This window comes from Sphingomonas sp. S-NIH.Pt15_0812 (assembly GCF_003951315.1).
Lineage (GTDB): Bacteria > Pseudomonadota > Alphaproteobacteria > Sphingomonadales > Sphingomonadaceae > Sphingomonas.
Window position 1 is genome coordinate 34,052 of record NZ_QLJH01000001.1, and the last position, 20,644, is coordinate 54,695.

The 20,644-nt window shown below is 71.3% G+C and carries 11 protein-coding genes; 1 reads left to right on the forward strand and 10 read right to left on the reverse strand.

The window, feature by feature from the left end; translation table 11 throughout:
* Nucleotides 1-147: 147 nt before the first annotated feature.
* The gene (locus BRX43_RS00160; RefSeq protein ID WP_125992802.1) at nt 148-7,839 is read right to left on the reverse strand and encodes a BapA/Bap/LapF family large adhesin; all 7,692 of its coding nucleotides are present in this window, start codon (nt 7,837-7,839) and stop codon (nt 148-150) included.
* 216 nt (nt 7,840-8,055) lie between these two features.
* On the opposite strand from BRX43_RS00160, the gene BRX43_RS20110 reads away from it, so the two are divergent.
* Complete coding sequence (locus BRX43_RS20110) at nt 8,056-8,232, forward strand: hypothetical protein (protein ID WP_164523479.1); 177 nt, start codon at nt 8,056-8,058, stop codon at nt 8,230-8,232.
* A 3-nt stretch (nt 8,233-8,235) separates the two neighbouring features.
* Here the strand turns inward: BRX43_RS20110 and BRX43_RS00165 are convergent, their stop codons facing one another.
* The 9 genes from BRX43_RS00165 to BRX43_RS00205 form a co-directional block, all read right to left on the reverse strand.
* Complete coding sequence (locus tag BRX43_RS00165; RefSeq protein WP_241214682.1) at nt 8,236-9,051, reverse strand: hemerythrin domain-containing protein; 816 nt, start codon at nt 9,049-9,051, stop codon at nt 8,236-8,238.
* Nucleotides 9,052-9,213: 162 nt separating this feature from the next.
* Nucleotides 9,214-10,650 carry an NAD-dependent succinate-semialdehyde dehydrogenase gene (locus BRX43_RS00170; protein ID WP_125992803.1) on the reverse strand — a complete coding sequence of 479 codons (1,437 nt, stop codon included), beginning with the start codon at nt 10,648-10,650 and terminating at the stop codon, nt 9,214-9,216.
* A 51-nt stretch (nt 10,651-10,701) separates the two neighbouring features.
* Complete coding sequence (locus BRX43_RS00175) at nt 10,702-11,790, reverse strand: spore photoproduct lyase family protein (protein WP_125992804.1); 1,089 nt, start codon at nt 11,788-11,790, stop codon at nt 10,702-10,704.
* A gap of 51 nt (nt 11,791-11,841) precedes the next feature.
* Nucleotides 11,842-12,627 (reverse strand): uroporphyrinogen-III C-methyltransferase, encoded by a 786-nt coding sequence (cobA, locus tag BRX43_RS00180; protein WP_125992805.1) that lies wholly within the window; start codon nt 12,625-12,627, stop codon nt 11,842-11,844.
* Nucleotides 12,617-15,208 carry a nitrate reductase gene (locus BRX43_RS00185; protein WP_125992806.1) on the reverse strand — a complete coding sequence of 864 codons (2,592 nt, stop codon included), beginning with the start codon at nt 15,206-15,208 and terminating at the stop codon, nt 12,617-12,619. The genes cobA and BRX43_RS00185 overlap by 11 nt, the downstream gene beginning before the upstream one ends.
* Before the next feature lie 37 nt (nt 15,209-15,245).
* A complete protein-coding gene (gene nirD, locus BRX43_RS00190; protein WP_125992807.1) occupies nt 15,246-15,584 on the reverse strand; it encodes a nitrite reductase small subunit NirD in 339 nt (112 codons plus the stop codon).
* Nucleotides 15,581-18,058 (reverse strand): nitrite reductase large subunit NirB, encoded by a 2,478-nt coding sequence (nirB, locus tag BRX43_RS00195; RefSeq protein ID WP_125992808.1) that lies wholly within the window; start codon nt 18,056-18,058, stop codon nt 15,581-15,583. Before nirB ends, nirD begins: the two co-directional genes overlap by 4 nt.
* A complete protein-coding gene (locus tag BRX43_RS00200) occupies nt 18,058-19,266 on the reverse strand; it encodes an alginate export family protein (RefSeq protein WP_125992809.1) in 1,209 nt (402 codons plus the stop codon). Before BRX43_RS00200 ends, nirB begins: the two co-directional genes overlap by 1 nt.
* A 3-nt stretch (nt 19,267-19,269) precedes the next feature.
* Entirely contained in the window at nt 19,270-20,508 is a 1,239-nt protein-coding gene (locus BRX43_RS00205) for a nitrate/nitrite transporter (RefSeq protein ID WP_125992810.1), read from the reverse strand.
* Nucleotides 20,509-20,644 lie beyond the last annotated feature (136 nt).

The window sequence follows — 20,644 nt, forward strand, 5'->3', positions numbered from 1 at the left end:
AAATCCGAGAAAGAATTGCCTTAAACCATAGGGTTGCGGCCGGTTATCGGCTCCGTTTGCGGAGCGATCGGTCAGGGGTGATGCCATGTTCCATCCACCACCCCGGCCCGCGCCGGGGTGGTGGGGAGGGACACGCGGCCGGCATCCTCACACGCTGTGCAGCATCGTCAGCCGCTCATCCTCATGCGTCATCGACACCGCCAGATAGGCGAGCGGATCGTCGACCGGCGTCGTCGCCGCCGGGTCGCTCGTCACCACCGCCGCGACCGTCGCGCCGGACGCATCATGGCCGGTCGTGTCGATCGATCCATGCGCATCCAGATAGTGGCCCAGCACCTCCTCGACGCTGCCCTGGTCCGCCATAGTGTCGAAGGCGAGCGTCGCCTGCGCCAGATGATGGTCGGTCGTGGCGGCGTCGGTGGTGGCGGGAGCATCGGTGCCATGGGTCGCCGTCAGCGACAGCGACACGACATCCTGTTCCGGGGCCAGCACCATGAAGGCGGTGGCGGCCGCGGGCAGCACCGGGGCCGCGCCATTGTTGATGTCGACCGCCACGTCGAGCCGCGCCGTCGACACCTGTCCGTCGGGCTGGACCAGCTGGTAGCTGAAGCTGTCGACCGGATCGACCGCCGCATAGCCCAGCGTCGCGCTCAGCTGGTAGCTATAATGGCCGGTCTCGTCGATCGTCAGCGTGCCATGCGCGCCGGCGATGGTCAGCGGCGTCTCGCCCACCTCGACATAGGTGCCGCCCGACAGGATCTTCACGCCCGGGAAGCTGCTGCCCGGCACGTCGTTGCCGAGCAGCTCGCCCTGCACCGTCGTGGCGCCGGTCAGGACATAGCGGTCGAGATGCGTCACCGTCTCCGCGACATAGACACTGGTGCCATAGCCGACACCCAGCGAGTTCGGGCTGGTGACGGTGTAGGTGTAGGTGCCGGACGCCAGCCCGTTCATCGTCAGCGTCACGCCGCTGCCGAGCAGCCCGGTAAGGGCCACGCCCTGCGCCCGGCCGACCTCGACGCCGGCCGCGTTGGTGACGCTGATCGTGTAGCTTGGCAGCAGGCTCAACCCGGGCGCCACCACCGCCGACAGGGTGACGGTGGCGGTGGCGTTCGGCTCGACCGTGAAGCTGTCGACGACGCGGCCGGTCTGGGTGCCCAGCACCGCGCCCGGTGTAGCGAAGCTGGAGTCGATCGCGGCCGGGATGGTGGTGACCAGATTGGTGAAGCTCGCCGTCGCCACCGCGCTGTCGTTGATCGCCAGCGGCGCGCCGAACACATCCGGACTGCCGATCCGGACCGACAGCGTCGCGCTTTCCGTTTCGCCGTCGCTGGCGTCCAGCAGCGTGTAGGTGAAGCGGTCGGTCTGGCCGATCGCCCCGGCGCTCGCATTGGGCGTATAGATGTAGCTGCCGTCCGGGTCGATCACCAGCCGGCCCCATTGCCCGACCACCACGGTATCGTCGCCGCTGACCAGGGTCGTCGTGCCGCCGACGGTGACGCTACGCACGGCGGTCTGCGAGCTGACCCGATCGAGCGCCCCGTCCGGGCTCGCATCGGCGATGACGTTGCCGCTGGTCGGGGCGGGCACCGCCGCCGCGACATCGGTGAAGTCGCGGTCGGCGCCGGTGATCGACAGGCCGCCGAGCAGCCCGACGCCGAGCGTGTTGTCGAAGGTGACGAAGGCGCGGTAGGTGCCCGGTCCCAGGTCGTTCACCCCGCCGACCAGGTTGCCGTTCAGCAGCCCCAGTTCGAGCAGCGAGTTGTTGCCCGACCCGCCGGGCAGCGCGACCCAGTTGGTGCCGTCGAACCGCTGCACCACCACCGAGTAGCCGCTGGCGACCCCCAGGTTGAGCGTGGCGTCATAGGTGAAGCTGGCATCCAGCCGATGCCCCGCCTGCACGGTGAATTGGACATTGGGGATGGCCAGCACCTGCGCATTGACGTTGACCAGGCCCAGCGACACCAGCGCGGTATAGCTGGCGCTGCCCAGCGCACGCTGCGTCTCCACCGGCCGCAGGTCGATGGCGGCCGTCGCGCTGTTGTCGAAGGCGGAGATGTCGAACGGCGCGGTGATCGCCACGGCGGGCGAGCCGTTGCCGGCCGCATCGTGCTGGCTGACGCTCAGCGCCTCGCCCGATACCTGCGCGCTGGACAGCGCGATCGAATAGCCGCCGCCCGCGCCGACCAGCCCGCTGCCGATCACCGTGCCGCCGGTATTGCGCACCTCGACGGTCGCGCCCGGCTCGCCGCTGCCCGCGACCACGGTGCCGGCCGGGTTGATCGTCGCGTCGGGCGCGGCCGGCGGCGTGATGTCGGGCGCGGTGACTCGGATGCCGGGCGAGGCATTGCCCGCCGCATCGCTCTGCACGACGCCCAGCGACTGCCCGTTCGCCTGGGGCGTGGTGAGCGTCGCGGTGTAGAGGCCGTCGCCGCCGACCGTGGCAATACCGATCACCGCGCCGGCGGGATCGGTGATCCGCACGGTCGCGCCGGCCTCGCCACTGCCGGTGACGCTCGTACCGGTGCCGTCGACCGTGGCGGTCGGGGCAATCGGCGCGATCAGGTCGGGCGCCCGCACCGGCACGGGGAGGGAGACATTGCCCGCCGCATCGCCCTGGGTGACTTGCAGGAGCTGCCCATTGGCCTGCGCGGTGGTGAGCAGCGCCGTATAGCTGCCGTTCGACGCCACCGTCGCGGTGCCGATCACCGCCCCCCCCGGATCGCGCACGGTGACGGACGCACCCGCCTCGCCGGTGCCGGAGACGAGCGTGCCGCTGCCATTGACCACCGCGTTCAGGCCGATCGGCGCGGTGATGTCCGGCGCGACCGCCTGGGTGGCGGGCGAGATGTTGCCGGCGGCATCCGCCTGGGTCAGCGTCAGCAGCTGGCCATTGGCCTGGGGGATGCCCAGCGTCGCGACGAAGCGGCCATCCCCGCCCACGGTGGCGGTGCCGAGCGTCAGCCCGCCGGCGCCGGCGATGGTGACGATCGCGCCCGGCTCGCCGGTGCCGATCAGCTGCGTGCCGTCGCCCGACACCTGGCCCAGCGGCGCGGTGGGTGCGGTGAAGTCGGGCGCGGCGGTGGTGACGACCGGCGAGGCATTGCCCGCCGAATCCGCCTGGCCGACCTGCAACCGCTCGCCATTGCCCTGCGGCGTGGCGAGCGTCACGACGAAGCGGCCGTCGCTCCCCACCGTTGCCGTGCCCAGCAGCGCGCCCACCGGGTCGCGCACCGTCACGGTCGCCCCCGCCTCGCCGGTCCCCGCCACCAGCGTACCGCTGGCATCGACCGTGGCGAGCGGGGCGGCGGGCGGCGTGCTGTCCGGCGCGACGATGCCGGTCGTCGGAGACGCATTGCCCGCGGCGTCGCTCTGGCTGAGGACCAGCGGCTGGCCATTGCGTTGCGCGGTGTCGAGCTCCGCCGTGAAGCCGCCATCGGCCGCGACCAGCGCGGTGCCCAGCGTCGCGCCACTCGCGTCGCGCACCGTCACCGTCGCGCCGGCCTCACCAGTGCCGGTGACGCTCAGGCCATCGGTCGCGACGATGCCGAGCGGCGCGGGCGGTGCGGTGATGTCCGGCGCGGTGACGGTCGCGGGCAGCGACGGGTTGTTGGCCCCATCGACCTGGACGACGGAGAGGGACTCGCCGTCACGCTGCGGGGTCGTCAGGACAACGCTATAGCCGCCCCCCGCCTGCACGGTCGCGGTGCCGAGCAGATTGCCGGCCGCGTCGCGCACGGTGACGGTCGCGCCCGCCTCGCCCGTGCCGGTCACCACCAGGCCGGCGGCATCGATCGTGGCGGTCGGGGCCAGCGGACCGGTCAGGTCCGGCGCGGTCGCGGCGGCGGGCGGCGATACATCGCCGTCCGAATCCGCCTGGACGACGCGCAGCGTCTCGCCATTCACTTGGGGACTGCCGAGCACTGCGGCGTAGTTGCCGAACGGATCGACGGTGGCGGTGCCGATCGCGGCGCCGCCCGGGCCATAGACGGTGACCGTCGCGCCGGCCTGGCCGGTGCCGAACACCACCAGCCCGTCCACCGTCACGGCCGCGGTCGGCGCGGGCGGCGAGTCGTTGGGCACCGGATCGGGCGCGACCGCGAGGCTGGCGGGCGAGATATTGCCGGCGGCATCGGCCTGGGTCAGCGTCAGCACCTGGCCATTGGTCTGCAGGGTGACGAGCGTGACCAGGAAGCGGCCATCGGCCGCGACGACGTCGCTGCCCAGCACGCGCCCGACCGGATCGGTCACGGTGACGGTCGCGCCGACCTCCCCCGTGCCGGCGACGCTGCCGCCGGTGAGGGCGACGGTGCCGACCGGGGCCGGCGGCGGCGTCAGGTCGGGCGCAATCAGCGGCGTCGGGGTGGAGGCATTGCCCGTGGGATCGGCCTGGATCACGCTGAGCGACTGCCGGTCGATCTGCGGCGTCGCCAGCGCGATCGCATAGCCGCCGTTCGCATCGACCAGACCGCTGCCCAGCGGATTGCCCAGCGCGTCGCGCACCGTCACCGTCGCGCCGGGCTCGCCGGTGCCGGTCACGACCGCACCGGTCGCGTCCAGCGTCGCGGCCGGTGCGGCGGGCGCGGTGATATCGGGCGCGGCCTGGGTCGCGGGCAGCGAGATATTGCCGGCCGCATCTGCCTGCGTCGCGCTGACCAGGCCGCCATTGGCCTGGGGCGGGGTCAGCGTCGCCGTATAGGCGCCATTGGCGTCCACCACCGCGCGGCCGATCTCGGTGCCGGTCGCGTCGCGCAGGATGACGGTCGCGCCGATCTCGCCCGTGCCGCTCGCCTCGGTGCCGATGGCGTTCAGGCCGAGCCCCGGCGCGGCGGGGGCGGTGAGATCGGGAGCGAGCGCCGGGGTCGGGCCGGAGGCGTTGCCGGCGGCATCGGCCTGGGTCACCTGCACCGTTTCGCCATTGGTCTGCGGCACGGTCAGCACCACCGCATAGGCGCCGTTCGCGGCGGCGACGGCGGTGCCGATCGGGGCACCCAGGGAATCGCGCACGGTGACGGTCGCGCCCGCCTCCGCCACGCCGCCGACGATCGTGCCATTGACGTTGACGGCGGCGGTCAGGCCGGTCGGCGCGCTGGTATCGGCGGCGAGGAGCGGCGTCGCGGGGGAGAGGTTGCCGGCGGCATCCGCCTGGGTCACGCCCAGCGTCTCGCCATTGGTCTGAGGCGGGACGAGCGGGGCGACATAGCGGCCGTCCGCGCCGACCACGGCGCTGCCCAGGGGGCTGCCGTCGCTGGCGCGGACCACCACCAGCGCGCCGACCTCGCCGGTGCCGCTGACGCTCGCGCCGTCCGCCGCCAGCGCCGCGTCGGGGGCGGCGGGCGCGGTCAGGTCGGGCGCGATCGGGGCGGCGGGGCGGGAGATATTGCCGGCCGCATCGGCCTGGGTCACCTGCAACACCTGGCCGTCGACCTGCGCCGGATTGAGCGGCGCGACATAGAGGCCGTCCGCGCCGACCAGCGCGGTGCCGATCGGCGTGCCGTCGGGCGCGCGGACGGTGACGGTCGCGCCCGCCTCGCCGCGTCCGGTCACCAGGGCACCGTCCGCGCTGACCGTGGCGACCAGTCCCAGGGGCGCGCTGATGTCGGTGGCGACGGCCTGTACGGTGGGCGAGACATTGCCGGCGGCATCCGCCTGGTCGAAGCGGATCGTCTGGCCGTTGGTCTGCGCGCTTGCCAGCGACACGACGAAGCCGCCATCCGCCGCCACCGGTGCGCTGCCGAGCACGGTGCCGTCGGCGGCGCGCACCGTGACGGTCGCGTCGGGCTCGCCGATGCCGGTCAGGATCGCGCCGTCCGCCGACAGCGTGCCGGTGGGGGCGGCGGGCGGCGTCGTGTCGGGTGCCGTGACCGCGACCGGCGCGGCGACATTGCCGGCGGCATCGGCCTGGGTCACCTGCACCGTCTCGCCATTGGTCTGGGCGGGCGACAGCGGCGCGACATAACGTCCGTCCGCGCCGACGATGGCGGTGCCGATCAGTGTGCCCGCCGGATCGCGCACGCTGATGCTCGCGCCCGCCTCGCCCGCGCCGCTGACGATCGCGCCGCCATCGCCGATCGTGGCGGTCAGGCCGGCGGGCGGGGTGAGATCGGGCGCGACCACCGGCGCGGCGGCGGAGCTGTTGCCGGCCGCGTCGCTCTGGACGACGGTCAGCGTCTCGCCCTCCAGGCGCGGGGCCGGCAGGGTGACGGTCCAATTGCCGTCCGCGCCGACCGGGCCGGTGCCGATCACCATGCCGGCGGGATCGCGTACCGTGACCGTCGCGCCCGCCTCGCCGGTGCCGGACAGGGTGGCGGCATCCGGGCCGAGCGTTGCGACCGGGGTGGAAGGCGCGACCCGATCGGGCGTCGGGGCGTCGGTGGCGGGCGAGACATTGCCCGCGCCGTCGCGCTGCGTCACCGACAGGATCTGACCGTCGGACGTGCCGGCGGGCAGGGTCGCGCTGTAGCCGCCATCCGCCGCGACGATCGCGGTGGCGAGCGGCTGGCCCGCAGACCCGGCGATGGTCACCGTCGCGCCGGCCTCGGCCGTGCCGCTGACGGTCGTGCCATCGGCGCTGACGCCGGCGATCGGGGCGGCCGGGGCCGTCGTGTCGGGGGCGATGATCGTGGTGGTGGGCGAGATATTGCCGGCGGCGTCGCCCTGCGTGATGGTCAGCGTCTGGCCATTGGCCTGGGGCGTGGCGAGCGTCGCCGCGTAATTGCCCTGTGCGTCGACGGTCGCGGTGCCGATCGGCTGGCCCGCCGCGTCGCGGATCGTGACGGTCGCCCCGATTTCGCCAATGCCGCTGACGGTCGTGCCGCCATTGTCGAGGCTGGCGGTCGGTGCGGCCGGGGCCGTCGTGTCGGGCGCGATGACCGATGTCGCTGCGGAAACATTGCCGGCGGCGTCGCTCTGGGTGACGGTCAGCGTTTCGCCATTGGCCTGGGGCGTGGCGAGGGTGGCCGCATAATTGCCTTGCGCATCGACGATCGCGGTGCCGACCGGCTGGCCGGCGGCGTCGCGGATCGTGACGGTCGCGCCGGCCTCGCCCGTGCCGCTGACGATCGCGCCGCCACCCTGCAGGCCGGCGGTCGGCACGCCGGGCGCGGTGATGTCGGGCGCGGCGACGGTGGTGCTGGCCGAGACATTGCCGGCCGCGTCGCTCTGCGACACGATGACGGTCTGGCCATTGGCCTGCGGTTGCGTCAACGGCACGGTGAAGCGGCCGTCGCTGCCGACCGTCGCGGTGCCGACGACACTGCCGTCGGACCCGCGCACCTGCACGGTCGCCCCGGCCTCGCCCGTTCCCGACAGGCTGGCGCCGTTGGCGGCGAAGATCGCGGTCGGGCGACCGGGGGCCTGGGTATCGGCCGAGGGTAGCGGCGCGGAGACATTGCCACCGCCACCGCCACCGCTGCCGGCGGCGGACACCACCGCGCCCGCCGCGCCCGCGCCGGCCAGGCCCAGCACCGCCGGCAGCACGAAGCCGCCGCCGCCGCCCGCCGCCGCCGCGCCGCCGGCTGCGACCAGGTCGTTCAATTCGCCAAGCAGGGTGAAGCGGCCGGCCCCGGCCACGTCCGGATGCGCCAGCCACAGGCGCTGCGCGCCGTCGCGCAGTACCAGGTCGCTGCCGACGCCGTTGTTCTGGACGTAATACTGCTCGACACGGATCGCCTGGCCATCGGTCAGCCGCACCACCAGATCGTCGCCGGCCCGTTCCAGATTGGCGACCTGGCTCTGGTCGACATCGAGCCGCACGACGCTGGGCGCGTCGAGTTCGATGCTGTTGCTCGCGGCTTCACTTGCCTTGCCGGTGGCTTTGACGATGATCTGGGCTGCCATGACTGTCCTCCCGTCGCGAACTGCCGTATCGCGATAATGAATATAAAGCGAATAGGTGCTGTGATCGGGGCGATCTACTAGCGAACTCACGCTTTGATTACGGGAGGACTCAACCCTACTTAAGTTTACGAGATGCTACACTTCCGTTTTCGGAGCCGATCGGATTAGTTGGGAATGTGCGGTCCGCCTAATCCTGGCGACGGACAGGAGACGGGCATGGAAAGGATCTATCTGGAGCGTCGCATCCGACAGGAGCGACGACTGGCGCGGCGTGCGGCGACGGCGGTCGCACAGGCGGCGCACGAGCGACTTGCCGCCAGCTATGCCGAACGCCGCGCCGCCCTGGAACCAGAGCCGGCGCAAGGCTGGCTGCGCCGGCTCTGGTTCCGATAGGCGTCAGGCGAGTTTCAGCCCCTCACGGTGCATCAGCCGGGTGAGGTGGCGGTTCTGGTCGCCGGTCAGCCGCTCGCGCATCCGGGGGAACAGGTCGTCTTCCTCCTCGCGCATATGCGTCTCGATCATCGACCGGAATGCGCGCAGCTTGGGCAGCCAGGCGGGATCGTCGCGCGGCATCTCGCCCAGGTCGAAGAAATATTGCTTCACATAGCCATGTTCGTGATTCAGATGATCGGCCGCTTCGGTCATCTCCAGGTCCCGCATCATCGCATAGATGCTGTTCTCCTCCTGGAAGGCGTGCTTGCCGATCGCATGTTTCAACTGGGTCAGCAGCACGGTGCGCCGCGCCGCGTCCTTTTCGTCGGTCTGTTCGATCAGGTCGAAGATCGCCAGCGCGGCGCGATGCTCGGCGGCGAGCGCCTTGTCCCACCGGCCGGCCAGCATGGTCGGCGCCTGCACCGCCGCCTTGCGCACCAGATTGGCGAGCAGGCCGACCCCGACGCCCAGCGCCGCGCCCAGGACCACCTGCCGCGTGGTCGGGGGCGGGGTGCCGGTGGCCGGGGCCGTCCCATCCGCCGGTCGGTCGTCCGCTGGCGGTGCGGCACTCCCGACCTGTCGGTCGCTCTCGGCAAAGGCGATGCCGGAGGTTTCCTCCACCGTCACCATGGTCCCATCCGTCAGCGCGATTTGATGGGCATAGCTTTGTTCGGTCGGCGCCTGCTGGTCGGGGGCGAGGGTGTGGCCTGCCTTGCCCTGCTTGCTCTCCGATCCGGGAGCGGTGCCGTAGAGGTGCGGGGTGTCCGATCGGTCGCTCATTGCGCGTCTCCCATGCGGGATCACCCCGCCATGCTGGGGCAACCGGTGCGGACGGATTGCGGTTCCTGTCGGTTTATCTAATTGAATCAGATGGATGGATCGGCATCCCGCGCACGCCTCCCCGGCAGGGGGGAGGCGTGCGCCACCGCAGGTCGCGTTCGATCAGCTCATATGCACGGTCTTGGTGACCAGATGCGCCATGATGCCCTCCGGCCCGTCCTCGCTGCCATGGCCGCTATCCTTGATCCCGCCGAACGGGCTGTCGGGATAGCTGAGCCGGACATTGTTGATCGCGATCATCCCCGCCTCGATCGCATCGCCCAGCCGGTTCTGGCGACGGCCATTCTCGGTGAAGCAATAGGCCGCCAGGCCGAAGGGCAGGCGATTGGCCTCGGCGATCGCATCCTCCTCGCTGCCGAAGCGGCTGAGCAGCGCGATCGGGCCGAAGGGTTCCTCGTTCATCGCGCGTGCGGCGGTCGGCACATCGGCCAGCACGGTCGGCTGGAAGAAGAAGCCGCCATCGCCGCCACGCTCGCCACCCGCGAGCAGGCGCGCGCCATGGCTGGTCGCGTCGCCGACCAGCTCGGCGATCGCGTCGGGCCGGCGGGCATTGGCCATCGGGCCCATCTGGCTGGCCGCGTCCAGACCGTCGCCGATCTTCAGCGCCCGCGTCCGCTCGGCAAAGGCGGCGGCGAAGCGGTCGTAGATGCCGTCCTGCACATGGAAGCGGGTCGGCGCGACGCAGACCTGGCCCGCATTGCGGAACTTGTGCGCGACCAGCGTCTCGACCGTCTTGTCCAGGTCGCAATCGTCGAATACCAGCACCGGGCCATGGCCGCCCAGCTCCATGGTGGTGCGCATCATCGTGTCCGCCGCCAGCTTCATCAGCTGCTTGCCGACCGGCACCGAGCCGGTGAAGCTCAGCTTGCGCGTGATCGGCGAGGCGAGCAGCTGGCGCGACACCATGTCGGGCATGCCGAACACGCATTGCGCGACATCGCCGGGCAGGCCGGCATCCTGGAAGCAGCGCATCACCTCGACCGCGCTGCCCGCCGTCTCCTCCGACGGCTTGATGATGATCGAACAACCCGCCGCCAGCGCCGGCGCGATCTTGCGCACCACGTTCATGATCGGGAAGTTCCACGCGCAAAAGGCCGCGACCGGGCCGACCGGCTGGTGCAGCACCAGGCTGCGGCTGCCCGACGGGCGCGGCAGGACGCGGCCATAGACGCGCTGCCCCTCGGCGGCATGGAAGTCGAGCAAGGCGGCGGCGAAGGCGAGCTCGCCCTTGGCCTCGGCCTGGATCTTGCCCTGTTCCAGCGTGGCGATGCGCGCGATCTGGTCGCCGCGCTCGCGCAGCAATTGCGCGGTGCGGGTCAGGATCGCGGCGCGCTTCTCCGGCGGGGTGGCGCGCCACGCCAGGAAGCCGCGCTGGCTCGCCTCCAGCGCGCGGTCGAGATCGGCGGCGGTGGCGAGCGGCAGTTCGGCCTGGCCCTGGCCGGTGGCGGGGTTGAGCACGTCGCGCGTCTCGCGCCCCTCGGTCCCCAGCCATTCGCCGGCGATATAGAGGCCCAGGCGTGCGTCATAGGATGCGGTCATCGCAATCGTCTCCTTTGAAACTTTGCCCCCCGTCTAGCCGAGCCGGGGCGGTCAGGTCCAATAGAGCAGTCGCGCCATCGGCAGCACCCGGCCCAGTCGCGCCTCGAAGAAGCCGCGCAGCGACCGCATCGTGGCGGTATCGTACACCTGCTTCTCGGTGCCGAACTTGGTGCGCTTGGTGGTCCGGTTGGCGGGCGTCATGTCGAGCGCGGAGCCGGGATACCAGCTGTCCAGCACCGCCTTCGACCCCGTGGTGAAGCGATGGGTGATGCACTCGATCGTCAGGTCCAGCGCAGGGATGTCGGCCAATTGCGCCGCCGCCTGGTCGATCAGCTCGCCATAGGCCTGTTCCCAGCCGGGCGCGGCGATGATCGGCGCGATGGTCAGCCCGACCGGATAGCCGGCCAGCGCCATTTGCCGCAGCGCGACCAGCCGGGCGGCGACGGGCGCGGTGCCGCCCTCGAACCGGGCGAAGGCGCGCGGGTTGATCGAGGCGCGCATCCGCGTGCGCCCTTGATGGTCGAGATCGGTGAGCGCCGAGACATCGGCGAACTTGCTGGTGAAGCGAAGCTGCACCGAGGCCTCCCACCGCCCGAACCAGGCGATCGCGGCCGACAGCGAACCGGTCAGCGCCTCCAGCGCCAGCGGGTCGGTGTAGCAGGACGCCTCGAACGTCGTGCCCTCGGCCGCGCGGTCGCGGTTGCGGCTGGTGATCTGTCCCTGGCCCAGATAGGCGGGCAGCCCGTCCAGGATCTCGTCGAGATTGGCATAGACCCGCGTGATCGGCGGGCCCTTGAGCGATCCGGCGAGATAGCAATAGCTGCAATGCGCCGGGCACCCCTCCGCCAGGTCGACGCGCCAATCGGCGCTGGGGGCGATGGGTTGCAGGCGACGCTTGGACGGCGGGGCCACGACCAGCGCCAGCGTCGCCTTGGCCTCGGCATAGGCGCGGCGGGGATCCTCGGGCAGGTCGAGCGCGATCCGGTCGGCGGGAAGCTCGACGATCGCGACGCCCAGCGCGGCGGCACGGTCCATGACATGGCGGCCATGATCGAAGCCGCGTGCGCTGCGCGTGACCAGCAGCCGGCGCGGCAGCCATGGGCGAAGGGCTTTGGCTTCAAGGGTTTGGGCAGATTCCACCCCTGCCGAACGAGCGGAGGGGGGCTGGGTTCATCGCCGCGCGTACCGTCGTCACAGGACCAGCGGCTGGAGCGCGGCGATCCGGTCCCCGGTCCGGGGCGCGGCCACGCCCATCGCCTGGCCGATCAGCAGCAAGGCGGGATCGCCGTCGCTGATCGCCTCGACCAGGAAGGCGAGCGCGTCGAGCCGGCCGCGGATCAGCCGCTCGCCCGGCAGCGAGACGTTGACCGCGACCATCACCGGCGTGTCGGGCGCCAGGCCCGCCTTCATCAGTTCGCCCGCGACCTCGCCGGCGGCGGCGCGACCCATATAGACCGCCAGCGTCGAATCGGAGGCGGCGAGCGCCGGCCAGTCGAGGTCGAGCGGCTCGCCGGCGCGGGCGTGCGCCGTTACCAAAGTCAGCCGCCGCGCCAGGCCACGCAGCGTCAGCGAGGCGAGGCCGGAGGCGGCGGCCGCGCTGGCGGCGGTGATGCCGGGGCAGATGCGGACGGCGATGCCGGCCGCGCGACAGGCATCGATCTCCTCGGTCGAGCGACCGAAGATCGACGGGTCGCCGCCCTTCAGCCGCACCACCCGCCGGCCGGACAGGGCGGCGGCGACGATCAGCGCGTCGATCGTGCCCTGGTCCTTGGAATGGCGGCCCGATCGCTTGCCGACGCCGACCCGCTCGGTGCCGGGCGGGATCAGGTCGAGCACGGCCGGGCCGACCAGCGCATCGAAGAAGACGATGTCGGCGGTCGCGATCAGCCGCTCGGCCTTGCGCGTGAGCAGTTCGGGATCGCCGGGGCCGGCCCCGACCAGCCAGACCGAACCGGCGGGGAAATCGTCAGGCTGCATGGATGGTCTCCTCCGCGAGCAGGCGGGCCAGGGCAGGGCGGCACGACCCGCAATTGGTGCCAGCGCCGATCGCCGCGCCGATCGCAGCGACATCGGCAAGCTGCTGGTCGCGGATCGCGGCCAGGATCGTCTTCACGCCCAGGTCGAAACAGACGCACAGCACCGCGCCGCGATCGACGGTCGCGCCCGGCGCGCGCCCGGCGAGCAGGGTCGGCGCGGCCTGCGCCTTGGATAGCTGCGCGACCAGCCAGTCGCGGGTCGGCAACTGCCCCGCCTCGGTGACGAACAGCGCCGCGACCAGCCGGCCGCCGGACAGGATCGCGACGCGGCGGGTGCCGCGCGCGGCGTCGACCGCCTCGATCCGCTCGCCCGCCGGCAGCAGCCGGTCGAGCGCGGCCGCGTCGCCGTCGCCGGCCAGCTCCCACAGCGTGCCCGCCGGCACCGCGATCCGGGTCGCCCACAGGCAGTCGGGACGATGCGCCGCCTCACCGGCCAGGATCAGGAATCCGCGCCAGCGGGTCGCGACCGGGGCGATGCAGGCGGGGCTGGCCTTGAAGCCCGGCTGGCCCGAATGCGGATCGGTCAGCGGTCGCGGCAACAGGCCGGTGCGGCCGCCGGTCGCCGTACGATCGGTCCAGTGGATCGGCACGAACAGCTCGCCCGGCCGCTGGCTGGCGACGACCGACACGCGGTACAGGCTCTCGCCCTGCGGCGTGCCGACCCGCGCCAGTCCGCCATCGGCCAGCGCCAGCCGCGCGGCATCGTCGGGATGGACCTCGACCAGCGGTTCCTCGCGATGCCGCGCCAGCTTGGGGGCGAGGCCGGTGCGGGTCATCGTGTGCCAGTGATCGCGATAGCGCCCGGTGTTGAGCGTCATCGGCCAGTCGCGAAGCGGCGCGGGGATCGCCTTCTGCACGACCGGCACCAGCCGCGCCCGGCCGTCCTCCGTCGGGAAGCGGCCATCGGCGAAGGGCGTGCCGCCCCAGCGGAACGGCTGCATCGCGTCATAGTCCGCATTGCCGCCGCTCGACCGGCCGGGCAGGGCGAACAGGCGGGCGCCGTCATTCTCATAGGTGGACAGGCGGCAATGCTCGCGCCAGATTTCGGCGGGCCGGTCATAGGCGAAGGCGGTCTTCCAGCCCATGCGGCGGCCGACCTCCTTGACGATCCACCAGTCCGGTTTCGCTTCGCCGGGCAGGGGAAAGAGCGCGCGCTGGCGGCTGACCGTGCGGTCGGAATTGGTGACGGTGCCGTCCTTCTCGCCCCAGGCGGCGGCGGGCAGGCGGACATGCGCATGGACGGACGTATCCGTCTCCGCGATCACGTCGCTGACCACGACAAAGGGGCAGGCGGCGAGCGCGTCGCGCACCGATCCGGCATCGGGCATCGATACGGCGGGGTTGGTCGCCATGATCCACAGCGCCTTGATCCGGCCCTGGCCGATTTCGCGGAACAGGTCGACGGCCTTCAGCCCCGGCCTGGCGGCGATGGCGGGGGAGGCCCAGAAACGCTGGACGCGGGCGCGATTGTCGGCTGCGAAGTCCATATGCGCCGCCAGCGTCGAGGCGAGGCCGCCGACCTCGCGACCGCCCATCGCATTGGGTTGTCCGGTGATCGAGAAGGGCGCGGCCCCCGGCTTGCCGATCCGGCCGGTGGCGAGGTGCAGGTTGAGGATCGCATTGACCTGGTCGGTGCCGGCTGTCGACTGGTTGATGCCTTGGCTGAACAGCGTGACCGTGTGCGGCGTGGCGGCGAACATCTCGTAGAAGCGGCGCAGGTCACCCGGCGCGACGTCGCAGGTCCTCGCGACCGACCACAGGTCGCTGCCCTGGTCCAGCGCCATCCAGAAATCCTCCGGCACCGCGAGCGAGGCGGCCAGGAAATCCTCGTCCACCACCCCCGCCGCCCGTGCCCAGGCAAGCGCGCCGTTCATCAGCGCCACATCGCTGCCCGGCCGGATGGCGAGGTGCAGATCGGCCTGTTCCGCCGTCTCGGTGCGGCGCGGGTCGATCACGACCAGTTTCGCACCGGCCTCGCAGCGCGCCCGGATGCGCTGATAGACGATCGGATGGCACCAGGCGGTGTTGCTGCCGACCAGCACGATCAGGTCGGCGGCGTCGATGTCGTCGTAGCTCGCCGGCACCACGTCCTCGCCAAAGGCGCGGGTCTGCCCCGCCACCGCGCTCGACATGCACAGGCGCGAATTGGTGTCGATGTTCGCCGAGCCGATGAACCCCTTCATCAGCTTGTTGGCGACGTAATAATCCTCGGTGAGCAACTGGCCCGAGACGTAGAAGGCGACGCTGTCGGGGCCATGGCGCGCGATGGTGTCGCGGAAGCGTTTGGCGACGAGATCGAGCGCCTTGTCCCAGGAGGCACGCCGCCGGCCGATCATGGGGTGGAGCAGGCGACCCTCCAGCCCGACCGTCTCGCCCAGATGCGTGCCCTTGGAACAGAGCCTGCCGCGATTGGCGGGGTGATCGGGATCGCCCTCGATCCGCACCTGACGGTCGCCGGTCACGGTCGCGCGGATGCCGCAGCCGACACCGCAATAGGCGCAGGTGGTGTCGATGGGGGTCACCGCGTCCTCGCCGTGCAGGGAAGGAACCGGAGGACCATCACGCCGCCGCCTTCAGCGTGCTGGCCCGGCAGATCAGCACGCGGCCGCCGCTGATCCGGACCGGCACGACCGGGGTGCAACCCTTGTCCTCGCCCAGCGCTTCCCCGGTGCTGAGCGAGATGCGCCAATTGTGCAGCGGGCAGGCCACCGCGCCGCCATGGACGATGCCCTGGCTCAGCCGGCCATGCTTGTGCGGGCAGCGGTCGCGCAGCGCGAAGACCTTGTTCTCGCCGGTGCGGAAGATGGCGATGTCGTCGCCGCCCTCGACCTGCACCGTGCGGCTGCCCCGCACCGGGATCTCGTTCACCCAGCCGATATCGAGCCACTCGCCAGTCATGCCATTTCCTCCTGCGGGGTGAAGCGCGCCATCGGCGCATGCATCTCGCGCTCCTGGCCGGCGACGCGCGCGGCCCAGGGATCGTCTTGCGAGAAGCTCTGCGCATGGAAGAAGCGGCGGGCGAGTTCGGCGCGCGCGTCCGCGTCGGGCAGGAGGCGCGACTGGATGTACGCCAGCCCGACCCGCTCGATCCACGGCGCGGTCCGCTCCAGATAGCGTGCCTCCTCGCGGTAGAGCTGGACGAAGGCGGCGCACATCTCCATCGCCTCCGCCTCGGTCGCGACCTTGCAGAGCAGGTCGGTGGCGCGGACCTTGATCCCGCCATTGCCGCCGACATGGAGTTCGTAGCCGCTGTCGACGCAGACCACGCCGAAATCCTTGATCGTCGCCTCGGCGCAGTTGCGCGGACAGCCCGACACCGCGATCTTGAACTTGTGCGGCATCCACGACCCCCAGGTCGCCCGCTCCAGCTTGACGCCCAGCCCGGTCGAATCCTGCGTGCCGAAGCGGCACCATTCGGAGCCGACACAGGTCTTCACCGTGCGCAACGACTTGCCATAGGCATGGCCGCTGACCATCCCCGCGGCGTTCAGATCGGCCCAGACGGCGGGCAGATCCTCCTTCCTGATGCCGAAGATGTCGAGCCGCTGGCCGCCGGTCACCTTGACCATCGGCGCGTTGAACTTCTCGACCACATCGGCGATCGCGCGCAGTTCCTTCGGCGACGTGATCCCGCCCCACATGCGCGGCACCACCGAATAGGTGCCGTCCTTCTGGATGTTGGCGTGCATCCGCTCGTTGACGAAGCGGCTCTGCTGGTCGTCGACATAGTCGCCGGGCAGGGCGCAGAGCAGATAGTAATTGAGCGCCGGGCGACAGGAGGAACAGCCGTCGGGCGTCGACCAGTGCAGCTTCTGCATCACCTCCGGGATCGAGCGCATGCCCTGCGCGACGATCTCGCGCCGCACATCGTCATGGCCGAAGCTGGTGCATTTGCACATCGTCTTCGGCCCCGCCTCCACCTCGTCGCCCAGCGTGAGCGCGAGCAGCGTCTCGACCAGCCCGGTGCACGAGCCGCAGCTCGCCGACGCCTTGCAGGTGGCGCGGACGGCGTCGAGGCTGTGCGCGCCCTTGGCGATGCACGAGACGACCTGGCCCTTGGTGACGCCGTTGCAGCCGCAGATCTCCGCCGTGTCGGAGAGCGCCGCAACGGCCGACTTAGGGTCCGCCTGCCCCCCTCCCGAGGCGAAGGCCTGGCCGAAGATCAGCGCGTCGCGGATGTCGCCGATGCTCTCGCCCTTTTTCAGCAGGTCGAAATACCAGTTGCCGTCGGCGGTATCGCCGTACAGCACCGCGCCGACGATCCGGTCGTCCTTGACCACGACGCGTTTGTAGATGCCGCGCGCGGCGTCGCGCAGCACGATATCCTCCGCGCCGTCGCCGCCGCCGAAATCGCCCGCCGAGAAGACGTCGAGCCCGGCGACCTTCAGCTTGGTCGCGGTGGCGGTGGGGCGATAGCCGGACGGTGCGCCGGTCAGCGCATCGGCGAGGCTGCGGCACATGTCCCAGAGCGGCGCGACCAGGCCGTAAACCTGTCCGTCATGCTCGACGCATTCGCCAACCGCCAGGATGCGCGGATCGGACGTGACCATATGGTCGTCGACCTTGATGCCGCGTCCGACCTCCAGCCCGGCGGCGCGGGCGAGCGCGACCGAGGGGCGGATGCCGACCGCCATCACCACCAGGTCGGCGACGATCTCGCGCCCGTCCTTCAGGCGAACGCATTCGACCTTGCCGTCGCCCAGGATCGCGGCGGTGTCGGCACCGGTCAGCACGGTCTGGCCGCGCGCCTCCAGCGCCTGTTTCAGCAGCCAGCCCGCCGCCTCGTCCAGTTGCCGCTCCATCAGCGTCGGCATCAGGTGGAGGACGGTGACCGTCATGCCCCGCAGGCTCAGGCCATGCGCCGCCTCCAGCCCCAGCAGGCCGCCGCCGATCACCACCGCGCTGCCGCCCCGCTCGGCGGCGGCGAGCATATGCTCGACATCCTGCATGTCGCGGAAGCTGATGACGCCGGGCAGGTCGTGGCCGGGCACCGGGATGATGAACGGGTCGGACCCGGTCGCGATCAGCAGCCGGTCATAGCCGGTGACGATGCCACCGCGCGTGGTGACGGTGCGCGCGTCGCGATCGATCGCCGTCACCGGATCGCCGCTGACCAGCGCGATGCCGTGATCGGCATACCAGTCATGGCCGTTGATGACGATCTCGTCGAACGTCTTCTCGCCCGCCAGCACCGGCGACAGCATGATCCGGTTATAGTTCACCAGCGGCTCGGCGCCGAAGATGGTGATTCGGTATCGGTCGGGATCGCGGGCCAGCAATTCCTCGACGGCGCGGCAGCCGGCCATGCCGTTGCCGATCACGATGAGGCGTTCGCGGGTATCGGTCGCCGCGACGACGGGGCGGTGTTCCATCAGATGGTCCAGTCCAGTTGCAGCCAAAGCTTTTGGGTGTCGGTGCCGAAGCGATCGGCCTGATAATCGGCGTAGCGGAGCGACGCGGTGGTGCGGCCGACCTTGCCTTGCGCTAGGAGGTCCATCTCGTTGCCGTAATGGCGGACCAGCCGGTCGCTCTCGAACCGGTGCCAGATGGCGGACAGGCCGAGCGCCTTGACCGGGCCGACCTGCTTCCAGCCCCAGCCGGTGCTGGCATAGAGGTCGCGAATGCCGTCCGCGGGCGTGGCGGTGAACTTGTCGGCCCAGCCCTGGAACTTGAAGATCGACGACAGCGGCGTCTGGAAGCTGGTCAGCGCCTGGCCCCGATCGGCGCCCAGCACTTCGTACCCGCCGCCCAGGCGCGGGCCGTTCAGGTCGAGCGCGACATCGGCCAGCCAGTAATCGGCCGCATAGTCGTTGGGGTTGCGGCGATAGTCGGACTGACGCGCCCAACTGGCCTGATAGGCGAGCTTGGCCGTGCCCAGCGGTCGGCTGCCCGCCAGCCGCGCGCCATAGGTCTGGCTCGACAGGCGATAGCCCTGGAGCGCCGCCTCGTCCGCGTCGATCAGATAGGCGAAGCCGGTCAGCGTGCCGATCGGCGTCGCCCAGCCGAGATTGGCCAGCACGCTATCGCCGCCGATCGAGCGCGGCCGCGCGCCGGTGCCGTCGATCCCCCAGACGGTGCGGACGCCCCAGACATAGCTCAGGTCCGCCTTGACGCCCTTCACCGGCACCAGTTCGGCGCGCACCGCGTCGAACGTCTGGCCGTTGTTGCGGATGGCGGCCGCGCCGACGAAGCGTTCGTCGTCCAGCGCGATCCGTTGCTGCCCGGCGGTCAGGGTGAGGGCGTCGGTCTTGTACTGCACCTGCGCGCGGTAGAGGCCGATGCTCTGCGGATCGCCGATCAGCGGGCGGCTGGCGTCGGGATGCACGCCATCGAAATAGTCGGGCACGATCGCCAGATTGCCCTGCGCCTCGACCAGCGCCGACCAGGGGCCGGCGGTCGCCGCGATCCCGGTGCGGACGCGGGCGGTGACCGCGTCCGACCGGCGGGGCAGGTCGCGCTGGTCGACCCGCTCCCAGCGCAGCCGGGCCTCGGCCAGCGGCGTCAGCGTCACGGTCTGCGCGGCGGCCGGCAGGGTGGCGAGGAGCGACGCCGACAGGAGGAGGGAAGGGGCCAGGCGCATCGATCAGATCCGTACGGTTCCGGCGGTCGCCCAATCGCGGCGCCACCGGGCCTTCACCAGTGCCAGGCCCGCCAGGGCGACGATGGCCAGCGCGGCAAAGATCAGGAAACCGAGGGAAAAGCTGCCGGTCCATTGCTTGGCGAGGCCGAGCGAGGAGGCGAGGTAGAAGCCGCCGACGCCGCCCGCCATGCCGACCAGCCCGGTCATCACGCCGATCTCGGCGGCGAAGCGCTGCGGCACCAGTTGGAAGACCGAGCCGTTGCCGGTTCCCAGCGCCAGCATCGACAGGACGAACAGCGCGAGCGAGGCGGCGAAGCCATCGGCGATCGCCACGCCGGTCAGCGTCACGGCGGCGGCGGCGAACACCGCCATCAGCGCCTTCACCCCGCCGATCGCATCGGCCAGCGCCCCGCCCATCGGCCGGACCAGCGACCCGGCGAAGACGCAGGCCGCCGTGGCATAGCCGGCCTGCACCGTGGTCAGCCCGAACCGCTCGGTGAAATAGAGCGGCAGGCTGGCCGCCAGCCCCACGAACCCGCCAAAGGTGACGGCGTAGAAGCCCATCAGCCACCAGGCATCGGCCTGGCGCAGCGGTTGCAGATATTCGGCGAGCCGGCGCGGGGCGGGGGCGTTGGGGGCGTCCTTGGCCAGGACCAGATAGACGGCGAACACGATGGTCAGCGGGATGCAGGCGAGGCCCAGCACCGCGTTCCAGCCGAACAGCTTGGCGAGCGCGGGGGCGAACAGGGCCGCCAGCACCGTGCCCGAATTGCCCATGCCGGCCAGGCCCATCGCCTTGCCCTGATGTTCGGGCGGATACCAGCGGCTGGCGAGCGGCAATGCGATCGCGAAGCTGGCCCCGGCAAAGCCCAGGATCACGCCCAGCGCCAGCGTGCCAGCGAAGCTGCTGACGCCCAGCATCCAGGCGCTGGCCAGGCCGGCGATGACGATGATCTGGCTGATCGCGCCCGACCGCTTCGGTCCGATCCGGTCCACAGCCAGGCCGTTGACCACGCGCAGCACCGCGCCGGCCAGCGTCGGCACCGCGACCATCAGTCCCTTCTGCGCCGGGGTCAGCGCCAGCGCGTGCGCGATGTCGGGCGCCAGCGGGCCGAGCAGCACCCAGACCATGAAAGCCAGGTCGAAATAGAGAAAGGCGGCGATCAGCGTCGGCGTATGGCCGCTCGCCCAGAAGCCGGTCGCGGGTTCCTCCTTCGGATCGTTCCAGATCGATGTCGCCATGCTGTCCCCCTCGGCCGCGCGGGGCCGGAAATGAAAAAAGCCGCCAGGACGGCGACCCTTTCGGGATCGCGTCCTGGCGGCTTCGTTGCCTCCATCCGGGTGCGGGGCCGTGACGGCCTCGGTCCGGTCAGCGGGA